Here is a 23,139-nt window from a genome sequence, read left to right on the forward strand (position 1 = left end):
TTATCAAAGGTAATTAAAAATAATAAATGGATAAAAAGTTCGAACTCGTATAACTTCTTTTGAAGAATCAGCCTAGTTTAATTCCTTATTTTACAGCATTGCAATTTTAGAAATTTTATTAACCTCTTTCATAATTACATGCATATCTTCGTCTTTTACTTCTTTCTGTCTGTCCGCAGTTTCTAAAAAAGATTTATAAGCGATGTCTAGCTGAATTTTAGTTAATTCATATCCTATTTTTTTAGCTCTATACGCTAAAGCTGCTCTTCCACTTCTCGCGGTTAAAACAATGGCACTTTCTGTAACACCAACATCTTCAGGGTCCATAATTTCATAAGTCTCCCTGTTTTTTATAACGCCATCTTGATGAATTCCAGAACTATGAGCAAATGCATTAGCCCCTACGATTGCTTTATTTGGTTGTACCGGCATTCCCATGCTTTCGCGAACCATGATACTTGTATCATACAGCAATCTTGAATTAATACTTGTTTCTAAGTTTAAATATGGATGCTGTTTTAACACCATTACCACTTCTTCTAATGCTGTATTTCCTGCACGTTCTCCAATTCCATTGATGGTACATTCGATTTGACGCGCTCCGTTAATAACCCCTGCAATAGAATTTGCTGTCGCCATTCCTAAATCATTATGACAATGACAAGAGAGAATTACGTTTTCAATGCCCTTCACATTTTCACGTAGATATTTCATTTTTGCTCCGTATTCTTCGGGCAAACAATAACCTGTTGTATCAGGAATATTCAAAACGGTAGCACCTGCTTTAATTACTTCTTCACAAACTTCTGCCAAAAACTCATTATCTGTTCTTCCTGCATCTTCTGCATAAAACTCTACATCATCAACAAAAGATTTTGAATATGAAACTGCTTTCACCGCCCTTTCAATTACTTTTTCTCTGGTAGAATTAAATTTGAATTGTATATGAGAATCACTGGTTCCGATACCGGTATGTATTCGAGGATATTTTGCGTATTTTAATGCTTCTGCAGCTACTTTTATATCATTTTCAACAGCTCTTGTTAAACCACAAACTGTAGCATTTTTTACAATTTTAGCAATTTCAGCAACAGAATTGAAATCTCCTGGACTTGAAACTGGAAAACCTGCTTCTATAACATTTACACCAAGTAAATCTAATCTTTCTGCTATTACCAATTTTTGTTTCGTATCCAACTTACAACCAGGAACTTGCTCCCCGTCTCTTAGTGTTGTATCAAAAATGTGTACCTTATTATCCTGCATAACTTTGTAAAGATTATCTTTATATTTAATCAAATGTATATATTGCAATCTCAATAGATATTTTCACATACTAACTTGTACGATTTCTAATGCAATTATTGAAAATACAACTATTTAATTATCAGTAATTTATGAGTAAAATTGTTACATTAGCCAATCATCAAAATGATGCTCTTTTTGTCCTAATTAAATCTTTAACAAAGTCTGAAAAAAGACAGTTTAACCTTTATGTTGGTAGATTAGAGGGTAATGTAGATGCAAAGTTTTTTTCGCTTTTTAAATTTTTAGAAAAATTAAAAGTATATGATGAAAAAGTAATTATCAATAGTGGTATTGTTACGAAGCAACAACTTTCTAATTTAAAAGCTCATTTATACAAGCAGATATTAATCAGTCTGCGTTTGAATCCTGCTCATAAAAATATTAGAATTCAAATTAGAGAGCAATTAGATTTTGCAACTGTGTTATATCAAAAAGGACTGTATAAGCAAAGTTTAAAGCTATTGGATAAAGCTAAAAATTTAGCTTTAGAAAATGAAGAAAAAAACATTGCTTACGAAATTGTAGAACTGGAGAAAGTAATTGAAACACAATACATTACCAGAAGTTTAAGCAATAGAGCAGACCTGCTTTCAATTCAAGCGAAAACGTTAAGTCAGCAAAATGTAATTGCAAGTAAATTGTCTAATTTATCGTTACAACTATACAGTTATTTATTACAAAATGGATATGTAAAAAACAATAAAGAATTAGAGTTTATAAAGAACTATTTTTATAGTAAACTTCCAAAATATGATTTTGAAACCTTTGGTTTTAGAGAGAAATTATGGCTATACAAATCTCATTTATGGTTTAGTTTTCTATGTCAAGATTTTTTACATAGCTATAAATATGCTAGAAAATGGGTAGATTTATTTAAGGAAGATAAAAAATATATTTCCTTACATCCTGTTTTTTACTTAAAAGGCAAAAACTACTTATTAGAGGCTTCCTTTTTTGTGCAAAAAAGAGCTACTTTCAAAAAAGAATTGGCTTCTTTTGAAGAAGAAGTTGAGCAAAAAATCATTCCGATAAACACAAATACAGAACTTTTAATATTTGAATATTTATACGCCAATAAGTTGCACCTACACTTCTTAGAAGCCACTTTTTCTGAGGGTGAATATTTAGTTGAGATTATTAACAACAAAATTGAAAATTACGGAAACAGACTCGACAATCATTACATAGTTATGCTATATTATAAGATTGCTTGTTTGTATTTTGGAATGGGCAAAAATGAACTTTGTATAGCATATTTACAAAAAATCATAAAGTCTAAAAATTTAGGTTCCGCAGAAGATTTACAGTGCTTTGCAAGGGTTTTAAATTTGATTGCACATTATGAATGTGGTTTAGATTATGATTTAGAAAGACAGTTTGTAGACACTTATAAGTTTTTACTCAAAATGGAAAACCTACAAGAAGTACAAAAAGTTTTTCTAACTTCTATTCGAGATTTAAGTGATGTTTTTCCGCATGAAATAAAAAATGAATTCAAGAAAATTCATACTAAATTAAAAAAGTACGAAGAGCATCCTTATGAAAAAAGAGCTTTTTTATACTTAGATATTTTATCATGGTTAGAGAGTAAAATACAAAACAAACCTATTGCCATTATAATTAAAGAAAAAATAAAAAATAAACTTAAACAATAATAATTTTTGATTTTGGCATTGTTTTTTTTGCGAAAATCACATTAATTCAAGAGAAATCTAAAAAAATATCCACTAAAACCAATCAAAATAAATAATACCTCTATTTTTGTACTGTGAATTATTATAAAATAAATATAAACGCTTCTAAAACTACGGCCTTATTTTGTGTTTCTACGCACGCTTATATTCGCACAACTACCACAACCACAACCCTTTAGGGGTTATTCTATATTTATATCGCTTAGGTTATTTATTGTTTTGCAAAAACAAAAAAAACAATTATAAAAATAATTACACAATCTATCTATCATAAAAGATGAAAGTATTAAAATTTGGAGGCTCGTCTGTAGCCAACTCAGAAAACATAAAAAAAGTTTTAGACATCGTCTTTAACACATCAAAAAGCAGCAAAGTCGCAGTGGTTGTCTCTGCATTCGGAAAAACTACAGACAATTTGTTAGCTGGAGCGAATGAAGCTTTAAAGGATATTACAGGCGCTATTGAAATTTTAGAAACGATTAAGGAATTACATTATCAGGTTATTGATGATTTAATTTCTACAAATAATAAAGAGGTAAGCAAAGAAGTTACTGCTCTATTTAATCGGTTATTATCGATCTATGAAGGTGTTTTTTTACTACAAGAATTGTCCGACAAAACACTTGCAAAAGTTTCTAGCTTTGGAGAAAAACTCTCTTCATACATCATTGCAAATGCTGCCAAGGAGCTGTTTGATGCCACTCACAAAAAAAGTAGTCAATTAGTAATTACGAATAATGACTTCTTACATGCCCAAGTAAATTTTAAAATTACCAATACTAATATTACATCCTTTTTTGAAGAAAATGAGCATCAAGTTACTGTTTTGGGCGGCTTTATTTCATCAAATATTGAAGGAGAGACAACGACACTAGGAAGAGGTGGATCAGATTTTTCTGCCTCCATTTATGCCGCTGCTTTAAATGCTGATGAATTACAAATATGGACAGACGTTAGCGGTATGTTTACTGCAAACCCAAGAGTTGTAAAACAAGCATTTCCAATTTCAGAAATCTCTTATGAAGAGGCTATGGAACTGTCGCATTTTGGGGCAAAAGTTTTATACCCGCCAACAATCCAACCAGCTTTACGTAAAGAAATTCCGATTCGAATTAAAAACACTTTTGATCCAAAAAGTTCTGGAACCTTAATTTGTAAAGACCCAAAAAACAGCAATGAAGTTAAAGGAATTTCACATATCGAAGACATTAGCTTAATTACCTTAGAGGGTGGTGGAATGATTGGAATTCCTGGTTTTTCTAAACGGTTGTTTGAAACACTTTCTCAACAAAAAATAAATGTTGTTTTTATAACACAAGCTTCATCAGAACATTCAATTTGTGTTGGGGTGTATGAAAATGATGCTTCAAAAGCAAAAGATCTTTTAGACGAAACTTTTAATGTAGAAATAGAAAGAAAAAAAATAAAGCCAATTATAATAGAAAATGATCTAGCAATAATTGCTGTTGTTGGCGAAAGTATGAAAAACTACCAAGGTTTAAGCGGACAAATGTTTAGTGCCTTAGGAAGGAACAATGTAAATGTTCGAGCAATTGCGCAAGGTTCATCAGAAAAAAACATCTCTGCTGTGATCAACAAATATGACGCAAAAAAAGCTTTAAATACTTTACATGAGCAGTTTTTTGAAGAAAAAACGAAACAACTAAACTTATTTATAACGGGTGTAGGTAATGTTGGAGAACGATTATTAGCCCAATTGCAACAACAAAAGAAATTTTTAAAAGACAACTTAAAATTAAATATTAGAATAATCGGAATTGCTAATTCTAGAAAAATGTTTTTTGATAATAGCGGCATTAACTTAGGTAACTGGAAAGAAAACTTAGAAAACGGAGAGCCAGCGACCTTAGATAGCTTTTATAAAAAAGTAAAAGAAAGCAATCACAGAAATAGTGTTTTTATAGATAATACCGCAAATCAGCAAGTTTCTGAAGTGTATGAAAAGTATTTGCGTGAAAGTATTTCGGTGGTAACTTGTAACAAAATTGCGTGTGCATCTAGTTTTGACAATTACAAAACGTTAAAACGTGTTTCTAAAAAATACAATGCATCTTTCTTGTTTGAGACGAATGTTGGCGCGGGTTTACCAATTATAGATACACTTAAAAACTTAATTAATTCTGGAGATAGAGTTCATAAAATTCAGGCTGTTTTATCTGGAAGTTTAAACTTTGTTTTTAATAATTTTAATGAGGACTCAACATTTCATGATGTGGTTGCTCAAGCACAAAAAGAAGGTTTTACAGAACCTGATCCAAGAATTGATTTAAGCGGAATTGATGTTGCTAGAAAAATTTTAATTTTAGCAAGAGAAAGTGGGTATCAATTAGAATTAGAAGACATCTCTAATAATGCTTTTTTACCAGACGAAAGCTTAAAAACTACAAACAATCAAGATTTTTATAATTCACTAACAAAAAATGAAGCTCATTTTCAGCAAATTTTTAAAGAAGCAAATGATAAAAACTGTCGTTTAAAATATGTTGCAGAATTTATTGATGGAAAAGCAAATGTTGGTCTGCAACATATTGCTGTAGATCATCCTTTTTATAATTTAGAGGGAAGTGATAACATTGTTTTATTTTTTACGGATAGATATCCTGAAAATCCATTATTAATAAAAGGGGCCGGTGCAGGTGCAGATGTTACTGCTTCTGGTATCTTTGCAGATGTAATTAGAATTTCAAATCAATAAAAACATGGATTATTTAAAAATATTTGCCCCTGCGACTGTTGCTAATGTTTCTTGTGGATTTGATTCGTTGGGTTTTGCTGTGGATGCTATTGGAGATGAGATGACATTTACAAAAACAGATAAAAAAGGAGTTAAGATAACCAATATTACTGGTGCAGATTTAACCTATAATGTTGACGAAAATGCAGCAAGTACCGTTGTGAAAAAAATGTTAAGTGAAGTAAACGCTGATTTTGGAATTGAGCTCACAATTCATAAAGGCTTCTCACCAGGAAGTGGGTTAGGAAGCAGTGCTGCAAGTGCTGCGGGTGCTGCTTTTGGTGCAAATCAATTATTAGGAAATATTTTTCCTAAACTAGAACTCACAAAATTTGCAATGTTTGGGGAAAAAGTTGCTTGTGGAACCCCAATTGCAGATAATGTTGCTGCCGCTATATACGGAGGTTTTGTTTTGGTAAGAAGTTATGATCCTTTAGAAATTATAAAATTACCGGTTCCAACTGCATTGAGAGTTGTTGCCATTCATCCACAAATAGCGATAAAAACAAAAGATGCTAGAGCAGTTTTGCCAGAGAAAATCTCATTAAAAGACGCAGTGACTCAATGGGCAAATGTTGGAGGTTTAATTAGCGGTTTATATACCGATAATTACAATTTAATAAGTAATTCATTAATAGACGTTGTTGCAGAGCCTGCTCGCAAAAAATTAATTCCGTTTTTTGATGAAGTAAAAAGCAGTGCGATTTCGGCAGGAGCCTTAGGTGCGGGAATTAGTGGTTCTGGACCAACAATTTTTGCCCTATGTAAAGGCGATGAAGTTGCACAAAAGGTGTATAATAGCGTCCAAGAAAGTTATAAAAATACCGAAATTGATTTTGAAATGTTTATTTCAAAAGTAAATCAAGAAGGAATAAAAATAATAAATTAACCATCATTACGAAGGAAGCGTAACTAGAGAAATCTCACTGAATAAAAAGATATTCGTTTCTATCGAAATTACTAACAAACAATAAATGAACTATTACAGTTTGCATCATACATCACCAAAAACAAGTTTTAAAAACGCTGTTATTCAAGGTTTAGCAAAAGACAGAGGAATTTATTTCCCAGATAACATCACTAAACTTTCTGAAGACTTTATTAATAATATTTCTGATTTTACAAATCATGAAATTGCCTACGAAGTAATTAAACAGTTTGTCGGTGATGAGATTCCTACTAAAAAACTAAAAGAAATTGTTGCAAAAACGGTTTCATTTGATTTTCCTCTAGTTAAGGTTGATGACAACATAGCTTCTTTAGAATTGTTTCACGGACCAACAATGGCATTTAAAGATGTCGGGGCAAAATTTATGTCTCAATGTTTAGAGTACTTTAATAAAGACAATGACGATGAAGTTACAGTACTGGTAGCTACTTCTGGAGACACAGGTGGTGCTGTTGCCAATGGTTTTTTAGGTGCAAAAGGTGTTAAAGTTGTTATTTTATACCCTTCAGGAAAAGTAAGTGATATCCAAGAAAAACAATTAACTACTTTAGGTCAAAATATTACAGCCTTAGAGGTAGATGGAGTTTTTGATGACTGTCAAGAAATGGTAAAAACTGCTTTTTTAGATCAAGAAATTAAAAAAGCACTAACCTCTGCAAATTCTATAAATGTTGCACGCTGGTTACCACAAATGTTTTACTTTTTCTTTGCCTATAAAGAATTACATAAAAAACATAAAGATCTCGTATTTTCAGTTCCTAGCGGAAATTTCGGAAATATTTGTGCAGGGGTTATGGCTCAAAAATTGGGCCTACCGATCAAACATTTTGTGGCCTCTACGAATGTAAATGATACAGTTCCTAATTATTTAAAAGAGGGCGTTTACAACCCTAAACCATCAAAAGCAACAATTTCTAATGCTATGGATGTTGGAAACCCAAGTAACTTTATTAGGATACAAGAATTATTTAATAACGACATAGAAGCTCTTAAAAACACCTTTTCTTCATACAGTTTTAAGGATGATAAAACTAAAGCTATAATGAAAGAAATTTATACAAAATCTGGATATGTTGCAGAGCCCCATGGAGCAATTGGTTATTTAGGTTTAAAAAAACACGGATTAAAAAAAAACGAATTTGGTGTTTTTCTTGAAACTGCACATCCTGTGAAATTTTTAGATATTGTTGAAGCAACACTGCCTGTTAAAGTTGAAATACCACAGCAAATTCAGAAAATAATCAATAAGGAAAAAGTTTCAATAAAAGCAGCTAGCTATCAAGACTTGAAAGATTTTTTAATGAAATAATCTAATCAAAAACTATTAGAAAAATAAGACCCTAATAAATTTAATTTATTAGGGTCTTTTTGTTGGCCTACAAGGACTCGAACCTTGAATGTCGGTACCAAAAACCGGTGTGTTACCAATTACACCATAGGCCAATGCTTTTCTGCGGGTGCAAATCTAATCTAATCTTTTAATTTTACAAACATTTTTTTATTATTTTTAAGTTTAACATATTTTTATGAGGTATTCTGTATTTAGAAAAGTTTGTAGAACCTTCTTTTAAACATATTTATTAGTAAATTCGCCATAGATTATTTAGTAAATTATGACATCAGAAAAATTTAAAAAATGGAATATCATTTTAGGATGGGTTGCATTTGCCATTGCATTAATTACCTATACACTAACTATAGAGCCAACTGTTAGTGCTTGGGATTGTGGAGAATACATATCGACTTCTGTTAAATTAGAAGTTGGGCATCCTCCAGGAGCACCTCTTTTTCAAATGTTAGGAGCCTTTTTTGCTATGTTTACTTCTGAAGTTACTGAAATTGCAAAAATGGTCAACTTTATGTCTGCATTAGCAAGTGCTTTTACCATTCTATTTATGTTTTGGACAATTACCAATTTAGCAAAAAAATTGGCTTCAAAAACAGGTGAAATCTTAGACGGAAAATATATCGCCATTCTTGGCAGTAGTTTAGTTGGTTCTTTAACTTATACATTTTCTGATAGTTTTTGGTTTAGTGCTGTTGAGGGAGAAGTGTATGCAATGTCCTCATTTTTAATGGCTTTATTATTTTGGCTAGGCTTAAAGTGGGAAAGCGAATTGCATCACCCAAGGGGGAATAAATGGTTGATTTTAATAAGTTTTGTTGTCGGATTATCTTTTGGAGTTCATATACTTTCTCTCCTAGTAATTCCTGCCATTGTCATGTTGTATTTCTTTAAAACCTATAAAACTATTAACCTAAAAACAACGGCCATTGCTACTTTTGTTTCTGTATTCGTTTTGTTACTTGTATTTAAGTTTATATTTCCGTTCACTTTAAAATTCTTTAGCGCTTCAGAATTATTTTTCGTTAATTCGATTGGTTTGCCTTACAATTCAGGATCTATAATTGCTGCAATTATTTTAGTTGCATTGTTCTATTTTGGATTGAAATACACCAGAAAAACAGGAAAAGTAACTGCAAATACATTACTACTTTCTCTATTATTTATTATGGTAGGTTTTTCTTCTTGGATGATGTTGCCCATAAGAGCCAATGCAAATACTACTATTAACGAAAACAATCCATCAAGTGCTCGTGAATTACTAGCGTATTATGAACGAGAACAATATGGAGATGCAAATGTTTTTTACGATACATACTACTCAAATACGTATAGCAGAGAGCAAGACGCTACAAACCCTACAAAGGATGATAAACCTAAGTATGAAAAAAAAGATGGTAAGTATGTTATTGTAAATGTTTATAAAGATGTACTTCCTAATTGGTCGGATAAACACAAAGGTTTTATTCCAAGAATGGTAAACCCTGCTTCAGAAAAAATGTACAAAGCCATTGCTGGTATTCCTGAAAACAGCAAACGTAGGCCAACTTTTGCCGAGAACATTAAGTTTATGATGAGTTTTCAGTTTGGTTATATGTATGGCCGATATTTTATGTGGAACTTTGTTGGGCGTCAAAATGATATTCAAGGTAATTTAGATATTTTTAATGGTAATTGGTTAAGTGGAATTGACTTTATTGATGAAGTTAGATTAGGGTCTCAAGAGAAACTTCCTCCTCAAGTTTTAGAAAATAAAGGTCGAAATAAATATTATTTTTTACCACTGCTTCTAGGAATCATAGGTTTATTGTATCAAATAAAATGGGATAAAGAAAACTTTTTTGCTCTCTTTTTGTTTTTTGCTTTTACTGGTTTTGCGATCATTTTTTACACAAATCCAAAACCTTTTGAGCCAAGAGAACGCGATTATGCAATTGTAGGAAGTTTCTACATTTTTGCCATTTGGATTGGCTTTGGCGTGCTTGCTTTGTATGACTATTTGAAAAGTTTTGGTCCTCAAAAATTAATAGCTATTGCAGTAACATTTATTTCTTTTTTAGCAGTTCCATCATTAATGGCTTTTGAAAACTGGGATGATCACGATCGCTCAAATAGATACACAACTCATTTAAATGCTCAAGCATATTTAGAAAGTTGTGACCCAAATGCAATCTTGTTTACCATAGGCGATAATGATACGTTTCCTCTGTGGTATATGCAAGAAGTAGAAGGCATTAGAACAGATGTAAAATTGGTCAATACAAGTCTTTTTCAAACCGATTGGTATATAGATCAAATGAAACGCGCAACTTATAACGCACCTCCTATTCCATCGCAATTAACACATGATGAATATAAGTATGGAACATTAGATGTTGCTTATTATTTTCAAGAATTATTTCCGAATCTAAAAGATTCTGTTATCGATTTAAAGACCTATATGAAATGGGTTAGAAGTGATAGTAAGAAAACTTTTTATGATTTAGATGAAGATGGAAATCCTGAAAAAATGCTTCCAACTAATAAAATAAGAATTCCTGTTAACAAAGAAAATGTTTTAAAATACGGAATTGTAGCTCAAAAAGATGCAGATAAAATTGTCCCTTATATTGATATTACTGTGGACAGAGCTTTGGCTAAGAACACCCTTTTAATGCTAGATATTCTAAATAATTTTAATTGGGAACGTCCAATTTATTTTACTGGTGGTTCTAATACGGATAGTGAATATATTTGGTTAAAAGATTATTTACAACTCGATGGTGTTGCTTTTAAATTTGTACCAATAAAAACACCTACAAAAACATATAATCAAAAAGGAGAATTACAAAGAGAATTAAGCTTATTTGATATTGGCAGAATAGATGCCCAAAAAATGTACAAAAATGTACAAAAATGGAATTGGAGAAATATTAATGATGGTAAAATTTATTTAGACGAGCAAACTAAAAGAAATGCAATTTCTTTAAGAAATAGCTTAATGCGTTTATCTGCTGCTTTTGCAAAAGAAGGCGATACTTTAAATGCTTTAGAAGTATTAGATTTATCGATTGAGAAATTACCAATTAAAGATTTTGATCACTACAGCTTATCCATGGAATACCCAGAAATGTATTATAAACTGGGACAAAAAGAAAAAGCAAGAGCAACTGCAAAGACTTTAATCACCCTGTTTAAAGATAAATTAGTATGGTTTAGTACTTTTTCTGCAGAAGAATTTGACATGATTTTTGATGAGTTTGATATGACTTTTAGATATTTATATCGAGGAATCATAGATCAAGTTACTAAATATGACACGGATGAGGCTTTTACAACAGAGCTGCAAGAAGATTTTAACAAAACAATTAGTTTGTTTAGTCATATTATGCCAGAAGAAGAATAATTAAGAAAAAGTATAAAAAAGCCCAATTCAAAACATATTAATGTCTTTAGAATTGGGCTTTTTTTAATTTATATATTTAGAAACTAAATTTTAAACGTACTGTTGTACCAAACCAATTAAAGTATTAGCATCTTGAAAACCTGTTTGGCGCCATTTCATTTTTCCATTTTTATAAATCATAAAAGTAGGATTTCCTTTAACCCGCAGAGCATCTGCTAGTGTTTCATTTTCTTTAATATCAATTTTTATCACTTTTGCTCTATCTCCTAAAGCTGCAGCAACGTCCCTTAAGGTATCAATACTATTTTCAACCTCATCCCAATCTGCATAAAAATCAATTAAAACAGGTTTATCGACACTAATTAATTCTCCAAATTTTGTCATAACATAAAATTTTTAATGAAATTAAAATCACTAAACTATTCAATTTTAATCCACAAATATAATAAATCTTATTGAATAAGCTGATTATCAGGCTTTTTTCAGTTCTATGACTGTAATTTCTGGCCAAATACCAACCCTTCCAGGAAATGCATGGTATCCAAAACCTCTATTTACATTAATATATCTACCGAATTCTTGATACAATCCGGCCCATTGTTTGTAAACATATTTCGATGGGCTCCATTTAAACCAACCAGGAATTTCAATACCCATTTGCAAACCATGCGTATGCCCACTTAGAGTTAATTGATAATTAAACTTGTCTTGTTTTACTTTGTATTCCCAATGACTGGGATCATGACTCATTAAAATCTTAAAATCTTCTTTTTTAATATTTGCTGACGCTCTCTCCAAATCTCCTGCTTGGTTAAATCCTTTCCCCCAATTTTCTACTCCCAAAAGCGCAATTTTTTGTCCGCCTTTTTCTAAATAACGATGCTCATCTAACAACAAATCAAAACCAATTTTTTTGTGTATGTTTTTTACCTCTTGAAAATTTTTAATTTTATCTGCAGGGGATCCCCAATCCATATAATCTCCATAATCATGATTTCCTAGGATAGAATATTTTCCTTCTTTCGCTTTTAGCTGAGAAAAAACATCTATCCAATCAGTCATTTCATCTGCTGTATTATTTACAATGTCTCCTGTAAATAACATTAAATCAGATTTTTGTTCGTTGATTAAATCAACACCATACTGTATTTTTTCTTTGTTGGTAAAACTACCTGAATGAATATCAGAAATTTGTGTAATTGTATAGCCATCGAAAGCCTCCGGTAAGTCGTCAAAAGATAGCTGATGTTTTATTACTTTATAATTATATTTTCCTTGAATGATACCATAAGCGAAAGCAGAAAACGGCAATGCAGCAAGCACTAAGGCTAATTGCGAAATAAATTTTCTTCTTCCTTCTAAGGATTTAGTTTCTCCATTTGAAATTGCAGAAATTAGCTTTAAAATCCATCGATAAATGTCTTCTCCAAAAAGAAGTATGATAATCACTAATTTAGGAATAGAAGCGGTTAACAACAAGCCCATGGCCATTTGAAATTGAGGTGTTTGTCCATCGCTTCTTGAATAGGTTAATACTAAACTAAAAAAATTGATATATACCGCAACACTAGCTAATAAAAAGGAATAACGTACAATTTTACTTTTTAAAACTATTTTAAATGCTTGAAATGTATAAATTTCAACTACAATAATTAATATCGTTACAATAATTAATGGGAAAATCCAACGAGACATAAAAAAAGTTTTTACAAATTTAATTCTTTAATGGTTTACTAATTTAGTTTTTAGAAGAGTTTAACAATAAATGCCGAAAATTTATGAGTTTAAGTTTATAATTAAATTGAGCTTCCCTTATGATTTAGCCTCAGAGCTTTAGTTTTTTTTAATTTCTTTGGTCTTTTATATATATATTCATCTTTTATCAAATCATCCAAGCATATATATCATACTTTTTCTTTGCTTAAATTATTTATTTTTTTTGATTCATAAAATCACGAATACTATTTTATCAGCCAAATTAAGTTTCGTAGTTTTATATTCCACAATTTAACATACAATGTCAGATCAAAAAAGAGTTTTTTTAGTAGATGCTTTTGCATTAATTTTTAGAGGATATTACGCATTTATAAAAAATCCGAGAATTAATTCCAAAGGATTAGATACTTCTGCCATTATGGGTTTTATGAACTCTCTTTTAGATGTAATAAAACGAGAAAGACCTGATCATTTAGCAGTTTGTTTTGACAAAGGCGGAAGTGTAGATAGGGTAGAAATGTTTGAAGCCTACAAAGCCAACAGAGACGAAACTCCAGAAGCAATTAAAATTGCAGTGCCATACATTCAAGAGATTCTAAAAGCCATGCACATACCTATTATGGTAAAAGAAGGTTTTGAGGCTGATGATGTTATTGGAACCCTCTCTAAGCAAGCTGAAAAAGAGGGGTACAAAACCTTTATGGTTACTCCAGATAAAGATTTTGCACAGCTAGTTTCAGAAAATATTTTTATGTATAAGCCTCGTTTTGGAGGTGGTTACGATATTTGGGGAGTACCAGAAATACAAGAAAAATTTGGAGTAGAAAGACCAGAACAAGTTATTGATTTTTTAGGAATGATGGGCGATTCTGCAGATAATATCCCAGGTTTACCTGGCGTTGGAGAAAAAACTGCAAAGAAATTTTTAGCCACTTATGGTTCTATGGAGAACTTGTTCGCGAACACGCATGAGCTAAAAGGAAAAATGAAAGAAAAAGTAGAAGGCGCTAAAGAATTGGGCTTACTTTCGAAACAACTAGCAACCATTATGTTAGATGTTCCTGTATCTTTTCATGCCAAAGATTTTGAATTAGATCAGCCAAATATTGAGAAAGTTACTGAGCTTTTTAACGAATTAGAGTTTCGAAATTTATTAACGAACTTCACCAGAACTTTTGCTATTGAAAATGCAGTAAAAACAAATTCAGTAGAAAGTTCTACAAAAGAAAAAACAAACGTTTCCCCTAAAAAAGCAGTTTCAAGTCCGGAAGGACAATTTGATTTATTTGCAGCTCCCGGAACCGGAAGTATTTCTGAAGCCGAAGTTGCATCCGGATTTAAAACCATAAAAAATACGAGTCATTTTTATCAACATATAGACTCTCCATTCTCTAGAAAATTATTAATTAGCAAATTAATGCAACAAAATTCAGTTTGTTTTGACACAGAAACGACTGGTTTAAAAGCCTTAGAAGTTGAATTAATTGGAATCGCTTTTTCTTTTGAAATTGGGAAAGGGTATTATGTTGCATTCCCAGAGAATCAGGAAGAAACGAAAACGATTCTAGAAGAATTTAGACCGTTTTTTGAATCAGAAATTGAAAAAATTGGTCATAATTTAAAATATGACATCAAAGTTTTATCAAACTATAATATGCCAGTAAAAGGGAAATTGTTTGATACCATGATTGCCCATTATCTAATAAATCCAGATATGCGCCATACTATGGATATGCTGGCAGAAACCTATTTAAATTATCAACCAGTATCAATTACAGAATTGATTGGTAAAAAAGGGAAAAACCAACTTTCTATGAGAGTAGTCTCTATTAAAGAGCAAACAGAATATGCTGTTGAAGATGCAGATATTACGCTTCAATTAAAAGAACATTTTACCAAAGAATTAGAAAGCGGAAATGTGACCAAGCTATTTAATCAAATTGAATTGCCGCTAGTTTCTGTTCTAACAGCAATGGAAATTGAAGGAATAAATCTGAATTCTGATTTCTTAAAAGAATTATCCGTTGCATTGACTGATGATATAAACCGATTAGAAAAGAGTATTTACGAGCAAGCAGGAGAAGAATTTAATATTGCTTCGCCTAAACAATTAGGAATTGTTTTATTTGAGAATATGCAATTGGTGGCCAAACCAAAAAAGACAAAAACTGGGCAATACAAAACCGGTGAAGACATCTTATCCTTCTTGGCAAAAGACCATCAAATTATAAGAGATATTCAAGAATACCGTCAATATAAAAAATTACAAAGTACCTATGTAGATGCATTGCCAAATGAAGTAAACCCAAAAACTGGAAGGATTCATACGCAATATATGCAAGCTGTTGCTGCAACTGGGCGCTTAAGTTCTAACAACCCTAATTTGCAGAATATACCTATTAGAACAGAACGCGGACGTGAAGTGCGTAAAGCTTTTATCCCAAGAGATGAAAATTATGTTTTATTAGCGGCAGACTATTCTCAAATTGAATTGCGAATTATTGCTTCTTTAAGTGAAGAAGAAAATATGATCAATGCTTTTAAAAATGGTGAGGATATTCACGCTTCCACCGCTGCTAAAGTATTTAATGTTCCTTTAAATGAAGTAACTCGTGAACAAAGAAGTAATGCAAAAACTGTTAATTTCGGAATTGTTTATGGCGTTTCAGCATTCGGATTGAGCAACCAAACCGATTTGTCTAGAAGTGAGGCTAAAGAGCTAATTGAAACCTATTATGAAACCTATCCAAAATTAAAAGCATACATGTCTGCACAAGTAGATTTTGCCAGAGAGCACGGATATGTAGAAACGGTTTTAAACAGGCGCAGGTATTTAAAAGATATCAATTCTAGAAATGCTATGGTTAGAAGTGGTGCGGAAAGAAATGCTGTAAATGCACCTATCCAGGGTTCTGCTGCAGATATTATAAAGCTAGCAATGATTAATATTCATAATCGTTTTAAGAAAGAAAACTTTAAATCAAAAATGTTATTGCAAGTGCATGATGAATTGGTTTTTGATGCACATAAAGACGAGTTAGAAATCATACAACCAATTATAAAATACGAAATGGAAAATGCTTTTAAAATGAGTGTTCCATTAGATGTTGAAATGGGAATAGGAGAAAATTGGTTGGAGGCTCATTAAAAAATAAAAATGGAATTAGATTATATTGAAAATGTAAATGGTCTAGGCGAAAACATTGTTCGTCTCTTCGACTTTAACAAGGCCGAAGCAATTCTATTTAGAGATCTATTAAAAGAAATGATAATTGAAAAAAAACAAAAACTAGATTTATCGCAAATAGATTTTATAAACACCACTAACTACAATCTAATTTTTGGATTATTCAAATCTGACGAAGGCATATTAACAAAAGATAAAGAAACGTTTTTCTGCATTTTAACTATTGAAGGCTTTATAAAAATGATAAATTTTTTAGAACCTTTTTGTAAGAAGGAGTCAAAAGGATATACATATTTATACGATATTGATAACCCTACAGATTTGCTATTTTCTCCCTATGCTAGTTGATAAAAAAGCATGAAAAATTATTGTACTTAAAGTTTAGAGTAACAGTCAAAGATTAAACAGAATGAGGATTTCTTTCTAACAATTCATGTTTTGAAAACACTATAAGTTTATCGATTTTTAATTCCGCCTTTTACTTTACCTTTGACTTATAAAAAAATCATTGTTTTTTGGATTCGACATATTTTCAAAATTTCACCACTTCTATAGCAGGAATAAAAACTCCAAAAAAGTTTACCTTTCCGTTTTATTATGAACCACATTTACTTGCAAAAATTGCAGTAAAAGAATTACAAGATTATTTAGAATCTCAAACTGATTTTACCCATAACTTTGGATTAGATGCATCTCAAACTGATTTACCAATTGGAAAAATGTTTGGAGTATTAGTTGTTCAAAACCAACAAAATGAAATTGGGTATCTCGCAGCTTTTTCTGGAAAATTAGCAGATAAAAGTTTGCCGAAAAAATTTGTTCCTCCTGTTTTTAACATGAGAACAGAAGGTAGTTTTTATATAAAAGGGGAAATAGAAATTGATGAAATTAATAATCAATTAACTATTCTGGAAAGTAATAAAGCTTATTTAGCTTTAAAAAAAACGCAAACAAAACTTAAGAAAAGGATTGCTGAAAGTTTAGAAAATCAGAGAAAGAAAATGAAGCTTTCTAAATCTAGCAGAAAACTTCATAAGAAAAATGCAATTTTAATTTTAGGTGATTTAGAGTTTAAAGCTCTGACAAAAAAATTAATGCAAGAAAGTTATAATGATCAATTTTTATATAAAGAACTGCAAGAATATTATGATGTTAAACTTGAAAAAAACAGCAAAAAACTAATCATTTTTGAAGATAAAATTACTGCTCTTAGAAAAGAACGAAAAGAAAAATCTAACTATTTACAACAGACATTATTTAGTAAATACTCGTTTTTAAATCAACAAAAAGAGCATAAAAATTTGTTAGATATTTTTGCTAATCCAGCAATAAAACCTCCCGCAGGGTCAGGAGAGTGTTCCGCCCCAAAATTATTAAATTATGCTTTTGCTAGCGATTTAAAGCCGATTGTAATGGCAGAATTTTGGTGGGGTATTTCACCAAATTTAGCCATAAGAAAACATAAAAACTATTATCCTGCTTGCCAGAGTCGATGTAAACCTATTTTATCGCACATGCTCAATGGGGTAGTCATGGATGATAATTTATTATTAGAAAATCTAGCCGATAAAAAAGAACTAAAAATTATTTATGAAGATGATGTTTTAATTGTTGTTCATAAACCCACAGAATTATTGTCTGTCCCTGGTAAAGAAATAAATGACTCTGTTTATAGCAGAATTAAAGAAAAATACCCTGCTGCAAAAGGTCCTTTAATTGTGCATCGTTTAGACATGTCTACCTCTGGAATTTTATTATTGACCAAAACAAAAGAAGCTAATAAAATTTTACAAGGTCAGTTTATAAATAGAACCATTAAAAAACGCTATGTGGCTTTATTAGATGGAAATTTATCGGAAAATAAAGGAACAATAAAATTGCCTTTACGTGTTGATTTAGAAGATAGACCTAAACAGCTAGTAGATTTCGAATATGGAAAAAATGCGAAAACAAATTGGGAAGTCATCCAAAGAGAAAATGGAAAAACGCGTGTTTATTTTTACCCTATAACAGGTAGAACGCATCAATTAAGAGTACATGCCGCACATAAAGACGGCTTAAATACTCCAATTATTGGTGATGATTTGTATGGAAAAAAGACAAATAGATTACACCTTCATGCTGAATTTATTGAATTTATGCATCCATTCACAAATAAAAAAATGAGTTTTACTGTTGCTGCTGATTTTTAAAAAATAAATCAATTTAATCCGTAATTTTGCAAATGAATTATGAGCATTATTTCTAAAGACATACAAAAAGCAATCACACTATTAACCAACGAAGAACTGGTTGCCATACCTACTGAAACCGTTTACGGTTTAGCAGGAAATATCTTTAGTGAGAAAGCGATTAAATGTATTTTTAAAACTAAAAAGCGCCCTTTTTTTAATCCTTTAATTGTTCATATTTCCTCTGTTGATGTTTTAGAAACGATTGTTTCTGAAGTTCCTAAGAAAGCAAAAATCTTAGCAAAACATTTTTGGCCAGGCGCTATGACCTTGGTCTTAAAAAAGCACAAAGATATTCCTGATATTATTACTGCGGGCAAAGATACGGTTGCCGTGCGTGTACCAAATCATCCTGTAACGATAACCCTTTTAAACCAATTGCCATTTCCTTTAGCGGCTCCAAGTGCAAATCCTTTTAACAACATTAGCCCAACAAAACCAGCTCATGTAGAACGTTATTTTAAAAATGATATAAAAATGGTTTTAGATGGCGGTAGTTGTAAAAATGGAATTGAATCTACCATTATAGGTTTTGAGGATGATGAACCAATTATTTACAGATTAGGAGCTTTAGCTTTGGAGGATATTGAAGCCGTAATTGGTGCTGTTCGAATAAAAAATAAAAAGGAAGAAAATCCTGATGCTCCAGGAATGTTAGACAAACATTATTCTCCACTAACACGAACAATCTTAACTTCTTCAATTACTAAGGAAATTAAAAAATATCCAAATAAAAAAATCGGAATTTTAACTTTTAATACTTCTTTTAAAAGTGATGCTATTTCTTATGAAATTATCTTATCTAAAAATAAAGATTTACATGAAGCTGGAGCAAAATTATATGATGCTTTGCATGAATTAGATCATTTGAATTTAGATGTTATTATTGCAGAAAGATTACCAGATACTGGTTTAGGGAAATCTGTTAATGATCGTTTACAAAGAGCGGCATTTCATTAATAATTAGGCTTATCTTCTTTTAATAGTGAGAACAAAGCTGACCTAAAAATTGACAGTAAAATACTAAAAAAGAAGGCTGTAAAAAATCCTGAAACAGCAAAACCATCTATTAACTTATCTGCTAATAAAATAATAATTGCGTTTATTACAAATAAAAATAGGCCTAAAGTTACAATGGTTGCTGGTAATGTAAAAAATACCAAAAGCGGTCTTACAAACATATTTAATAACGAAATTACAACTGCAACAATAATTGCAGTTACATAACTTGTTACTGTTACTCCTGGTAAAATATTAGCTAAAACAATCACTGCTAAAGCCGTTAATAAAATTTTTAAAAAGGTTTTCATAATATTTAAGTTAAATTCCTATCTGCATAGAAATAATAATAATATAAAATCTATAAAGCTAAAATTATACCAAATATAACAGCTGCTTTTTTGGCAGACTTACTAAAAACAAGCCATTTTTCCTCTAAACTAAAATAAATACAACTATGCCTTTTGGAGGTCAGCAGCTTTACGTTCTAGTTCTGCCTGAAACTCTTCCATTACGGGTTTTACGGTACTTTCGGGTATATCTGCAACTTTAATATACATTAATCCATCAACTGCATTATTGAATTTTGGATCTACATTAAAAGCAACTAAACGTGCATTTTGCTTCACATATTTTTTAATTAAAACAGGAATCCTTAGTGCTCCGGGCTCAATCTCATCAATAATTTTATCAAACTTTTGCATATCTGCTTTGGTCGCGTCAAACACAAAATCTTTGTCATCATCCTTTAATTTTACTTTAAATTCTTTCTTTGGGTAAATATATTGAGCTATATATGGATCGTAATAATGAGATTTCATAAACTCAATCATCAACGATTTTGAAAAGTCTGAAAACTGATTGCTTATAGAAACACCGCCCATGAGATACTTATGTTCTGGATAACGCAGAGTTACATGCACAATCCCTTTCCAAAGCAAAAATAAAGGCATTGGCTTTTGTTGATATTCTTTTATGATAAAAGCGCGTCCCATTTCTATGGTGTTTTCCATCATTTGATGCAATTCTGGCTCAATTCTAAATAAAGTTTGCACATAAAAACCATTAATGCCATACTTTTTGTAAATCTCTTTTCCTAGACCCATTCTATAAGATCCAGCCAAACAATTAGTTTTTCTATCCCATAAAAACATATGATAATAATACCGATCATACTTATCTAAATCAATAGATTTTTTTGTTCCTTCACCAACATCTCTAAAAGTAATTTCACGCAACCTTCCTATCTCATGCAGTAAATTGGGAATTTGTTTTGCCTTGGCAAAAAAAACTTCATAATTTTTACTTTCTAATAATCTTCCATTATTTTCTCTTAAAACATCTACTTCTTTTGCAAAGGAATCGATACTTTTTTGAGGCGTAATTTCTTTCGAAGATTTTTTTATTTTTATTTTTTCTGTAGATAAAATCTTATTCTTTTTTTCAAACGGATTGGCCAACATATATGTCTTCCTTCTTATAAAATCAGAAAAAGCGTTAATGTTTTCAAATTCTTTCTGATCCTTTACAGAAATTGGTTTACCAATTCTTATTTTTATAATCTTATTTTTTTGATTAAGCAATTCGGATGGTAATTTTGCCGTTCTTAAAGTTCCACTAATTTTATTTAACATGTAGAAAAACTTACTGTTTTTGGCATGAAAATAAATTGGAATAATAGGTACTTCAGCTTTTTTTATTAATCTTACAGCACCTTCTTCCCAAGGCTTATCGACCATTAACTTACCTTCTTTAAAAGTGGAAACTTCTCCAGCGGGAAAAATACCTAACGAATTCCCTGCTTTTATATGACCTAAAGCTTGTTTAATTCCTCCAATACTAGATTTAGCATCTTTATGATCCTCAAAGGGGTTTACAGTAATTGTATGAGGCTTTAATGGTTCAATTCTGTGAATCAAAAAATTAGAAAGAGTTTTATAATCAGAACGATGTTCTAATAACAATTTCAAGATTAAAATTCCATCTACTCCACCCAGTGGGTGATTCGAAACCGAAATAAAAGGACCGTCTTTTGGTATTCTCTTAAGATCTTCTTCAGGTACTTCAAATTCAATTTGTAACTCGTCAATAACACCGTCTAAAAAATCTAAAACAGGTTTATCTTTATTCTTATTATAGATGCTGTTTATTACAGAAATCCTCAAAATTTTTATAAGTAACCAACCTGTAAATGTACCGAGAAAACCAAGCTTCTCGAGACCAATAACTTGTGCAATTTCTTTAGATGTTACTAATGCCATGTGTGAAAATTAGACCTATCTGCAAAAATAGTAAAAAAAATAAAGCAATCTTTTTTAATTCGGTTCTAAAACTATTTGAAAAGTTTCTTTGTTTATTTGCGTAAGTAATGACTTCCCTTTTGCTTCTATAACTGCTATAGCCTTGTCATCAAAATGGCGAACGGTATACAAATCAACTTCCTTTTGAACATCCATTTTAAACTGTTTTTTTAACTCGTTATAAAAGACATCAAATTTGTTAAATTTATTATCTATACAAACAGAAAAACTAATTGCTGAATTTTGAATTAAATTTACTTTTAATTGATAATCATGTAATTTTTGAAAAATATAACTGATATTATTTTCTACCATAAAAGAAAAGTCTAATGCCGAAATTGATAGTAAAATCTGATCTTTCTTCACAATGAAACAAGGAATGTAAGGCCTTAAACTGCTTCCTTTAGAAACTTTAGTACCAGTTTGTTTTGGATTTAAAAAAGAGCGAACCAATAAAGGAATTTCTTTCCTCTCTAAAGGTTGCAATGTTTTAGGGTGAATTACAGAAGCCCCATAAAAAGCCATTTCAATAGCTTCTTCATAAGAAATTTGTTTTAACAAAGTAGTCTCTGCAAAAACTCTTGGGTCTGCATTTAAAACACCATCAACATCTTTCCAAATGGTAACACTTTCTGCATGCAAACAATAGGCAAAAATAGCTGCTGTATAATCCGAACCCTCTCTACCCAACGTAGTGGAATTTTCAGTATCATTCGCCGCAATAAAACCTTGGGTAATATTTAGTTTAGAAGTATCAACTTTTTTAGAAATAATCTCCTCTGTAAGTTGCCAATCTACTTTAGCATCGCGATAATTACTGTCTGTTTTTATATAATTTCGCACATCAAACCAACAATTATCTATTCCTATTTTAGATAAATATGCACTTACAATTCTAGTAGATAACAACTCACCAAAACAAATAATTTGATCATACACATAATTAGATCTTTGTGAAGTGTTTCTTGCTAAAAACCAGCCAAGTTCGCCAAAAAGAATAGCTACATCTTTATAAACTGTATCCTCTTTATCAAAAAGAGAATTCATAATATTTTTATGAAAATCCTCTATAAAATTAAGCTTCTTGGGTAAATTTTCTGTTTTATTATAATAAGCTTCTACAACATCTTCAAACGCATTTGTCATTTTTCCCATGGCAGAAATAACAACTAAAGTATCTTTTGCTACTTCGGTTCTAATAATGTTGGCAACATTTTTTACACTTTCTGCATCTTTTATCGAAGCACCTCCAAACTTAAAAATCTTCATT

15 protein-coding genes and 1 tRNA gene are annotated in these 23,139 nt (G+C 30.9%); 9 read left to right on the top strand and 7 right to left on the bottom strand.

The features are described from left to right. Nucleotides 1-90: 90 nt before the first annotated feature. Nucleotides 91-1,266, bottom strand: coding sequence for a 2-isopropylmalate synthase (locus tag ATE90_RS11770; protein ID WP_052107500.1), 1,176 nt, complete (start codon nucleotides 1,264-1,266; stop codon nucleotides 91-93). Nucleotides 1,267-1,397: 131 nt separating this feature from the next. Between ATE90_RS11770 and ATE90_RS11775 the strand changes: the two genes are divergently transcribed. From ATE90_RS11775 to thrC, 4 genes are all read left to right on the top strand, one after another. After that, a complete protein-coding gene (locus tag ATE90_RS11775; RefSeq protein WP_036784146.1) occupies nucleotides 1,398-2,963 on the top strand; it encodes a hypothetical protein in 1,566 nt (521 codons plus the stop codon). 316 nt (nucleotides 2,964-3,279) lie between these two features. After that, a complete protein-coding gene (gene thrA / locus ATE90_RS11780; RefSeq protein ID WP_101451449.1) occupies nucleotides 3,280-5,718 on the top strand; it encodes a bifunctional aspartate kinase/homoserine dehydrogenase I in 2,439 nt (812 codons plus the stop codon). 4 nt (nucleotides 5,719-5,722) lie between these two features. Next, nucleotides 5,723-6,646, top strand: a complete 924-nt coding sequence (locus ATE90_RS11785; protein WP_036784152.1) for a homoserine kinase — start codon at nucleotides 5,723-5,725, stop codon at nucleotides 6,644-6,646. An 85-nt stretch (nucleotides 6,647-6,731) separates the two neighbouring features. Continuing rightward, nucleotides 6,732-8,015 carry a threonine synthase gene (gene thrC / locus ATE90_RS11790; RefSeq protein WP_101451450.1) on the top strand — a complete coding sequence of 428 codons (1,284 nt, stop codon included), beginning with the start codon at nucleotides 6,732-6,734 and terminating at the stop codon, nucleotides 8,013-8,015. 62 nt (nucleotides 8,016-8,077) lie between these two features. Here thrC and ATE90_RS11795 read toward each other — a convergent pair. Next, nucleotides 8,078-8,149, bottom strand: a tRNA-Gln gene (locus tag ATE90_RS11795). A 170-nt stretch (nucleotides 8,150-8,319) separates the two neighbouring features. Between ATE90_RS11795 and ATE90_RS11800 the strand changes: the two genes are divergently transcribed. Next, on the top strand, nucleotides 8,320-11,436 hold the full coding sequence (locus ATE90_RS11800; RefSeq protein ID WP_036784155.1) for a glycosyltransferase family 117 protein: 3,117 nt from the start codon (nucleotides 8,320-8,322) through the stop codon (nucleotides 11,434-11,436). 90 nt (nucleotides 11,437-11,526) lie between these two features. On the opposite strand, the gene ATE90_RS11805 is transcribed toward ATE90_RS11800, so the two are convergent. Together ATE90_RS11805 and ATE90_RS11810 are read right to left on the bottom strand one after the other, a co-directional pair. Beyond that, a complete protein-coding gene (locus tag ATE90_RS11805; protein WP_036784158.1) occupies nucleotides 11,527-11,820 on the bottom strand; it encodes a thioredoxin family protein in 294 nt (97 codons plus the stop codon). A gap of 87 nt (nucleotides 11,821-11,907) precedes the next feature. Next, nucleotides 11,908-13,131, bottom strand: coding sequence for a metallophosphoesterase (locus ATE90_RS11810; RefSeq protein ID WP_036784161.1), 1,224 nt, complete (start codon nucleotides 13,129-13,131; stop codon nucleotides 11,908-11,910). 322 nt (nucleotides 13,132-13,453) lie between these two features. Between ATE90_RS11810 and polA the strand changes: the two genes are divergently transcribed. From polA to ATE90_RS11830, 4 genes are all read left to right on the top strand, one after another. Next, complete coding sequence (gene polA / locus ATE90_RS11815) at nucleotides 13,454-16,300, top strand: DNA polymerase I (protein ID WP_036784164.1); 2,847 nt, start codon at nucleotides 13,454-13,456, stop codon at nucleotides 16,298-16,300. Between the two features lie 9 nt (nucleotides 16,301-16,309). Next, nucleotides 16,310-16,687, top strand: coding sequence for a hypothetical protein (locus ATE90_RS11820; RefSeq protein ID WP_036784167.1), 378 nt, complete (start codon nucleotides 16,310-16,312; stop codon nucleotides 16,685-16,687). Nucleotides 16,688-16,854: 167 nt separating this feature from the next. Continuing rightward, nucleotides 16,855-18,531 (top strand): RluA family pseudouridine synthase, encoded by a 1,677-nt coding sequence (locus ATE90_RS11825; protein ID WP_036784170.1) that lies wholly within the window; start codon nucleotides 16,855-16,857, stop codon nucleotides 18,529-18,531. Between the two features lie 39 nt (nucleotides 18,532-18,570). After that, nucleotides 18,571-19,530: an L-threonylcarbamoyladenylate synthase gene (locus ATE90_RS11830; protein ID WP_036784173.1), complete on the top strand. Its 960-nt coding sequence runs from the start codon at nucleotides 18,571-18,573 to the stop codon at nucleotides 19,528-19,530. Here ATE90_RS11830 and ATE90_RS11835 read toward each other — a convergent pair. From ATE90_RS11835 to ATE90_RS11845, 3 genes are all read right to left on the bottom strand, one after another. Continuing rightward, a complete protein-coding gene (locus tag ATE90_RS11835; protein WP_036784176.1) occupies nucleotides 19,527-19,880 on the bottom strand; it encodes a phage holin family protein in 354 nt (117 codons plus the stop codon). The two genes, ATE90_RS11830 and ATE90_RS11835, sit on opposite strands and share 4 nt — an antisense overlap. 144 nt (nucleotides 19,881-20,024) lie before the next feature. Continuing rightward, nucleotides 20,025-21,830, bottom strand: a complete 1,806-nt coding sequence (locus ATE90_RS11840; RefSeq protein ID WP_036784178.1) for a GNAT family N-acyltransferase — start codon at nucleotides 21,828-21,830, stop codon at nucleotides 20,025-20,027. 54 nt (nucleotides 21,831-21,884) lie between these two features. Beyond that, nucleotides 21,885-23,138 (bottom strand): aspartate kinase, encoded by a 1,254-nt coding sequence (locus ATE90_RS11845; protein WP_036784181.1) that lies wholly within the window; start codon nucleotides 23,136-23,138, stop codon nucleotides 21,885-21,887. Nucleotide 23,139 lies beyond the last annotated feature (1 nt).

The organism is Polaribacter sp. Hel1_33_96, from assembly GCF_002846595.1.
Classification (GTDB): Bacteria; Bacteroidota; Bacteroidia; order Flavobacteriales; family Flavobacteriaceae; genus Polaribacter.

Coding starts and splice junctions, on each gene's coding strand:
- ATE90_RS11770 (WP_052107500.1), bottom strand. CDS start 1,266: ATGCAGGATAATAAGGTACACATTTTTGATACAACACTAAGAGACGGG.
- ATE90_RS11775 (WP_036784146.1), top strand. CDS start 1,398: ATGAGTAAAATTGTTACATTAGCCAATCATCAAAATGATGCTCTTTTT.
- thrA (WP_101451449.1), top strand. CDS start 3,280: ATGAAAGTATTAAAATTTGGAGGCTCGTCTGTAGCCAACTCAGAAAAC.
- ATE90_RS11785 (WP_036784152.1), top strand. CDS start 5,723: ATGGATTATTTAAAAATATTTGCCCCTGCGACTGTTGCTAATGTTTCT.
- thrC (WP_101451450.1), top strand. CDS start 6,732: ATGAACTATTACAGTTTGCATCATACATCACCAAAAACAAGTTTTAAA.
- ATE90_RS11800 (WP_036784155.1), top strand. CDS start 8,320: ATGACATCAGAAAAATTTAAAAAATGGAATATCATTTTAGGATGGGTT.
- ATE90_RS11805 (WP_036784158.1), bottom strand. CDS start 11,820: ATGACAAAATTTGGAGAATTAATTAGTGTCGATAAACCTGTTTTAATT.
- ATE90_RS11810 (WP_036784161.1), bottom strand. CDS start 13,131: ATGTCTCGTTGGATTTTCCCATTAATTATTGTAACGATATTAATTATT.
- polA (WP_036784164.1), top strand. CDS start 13,454: ATGTCAGATCAAAAAAGAGTTTTTTTAGTAGATGCTTTTGCATTAATT.
- ATE90_RS11820 (WP_036784167.1), top strand. CDS start 16,310: ATGGAATTAGATTATATTGAAAATGTAAATGGTCTAGGCGAAAACATT.
- ATE90_RS11830 (WP_036784173.1), top strand. CDS start 18,571: ATGAGCATTATTTCTAAAGACATACAAAAAGCAATCACACTATTAACC.
- ATE90_RS11835 (WP_036784176.1), bottom strand. CDS start 19,880: ATGAAAACCTTTTTAAAAATTTTATTAACGGCTTTAGCAGTGATTGTT.
- ATE90_RS11840 (WP_036784178.1), bottom strand. CDS start 21,830: ATGGCATTAGTAACATCTAAAGAAATTGCACAAGTTATTGGTCTCGAG.
- ATE90_RS11845 (WP_036784181.1), bottom strand. CDS start 23,138: ATGAAGATTTTTAAGTTTGGAGGTGCTTCGATAAAAGATGCAGAAAGT.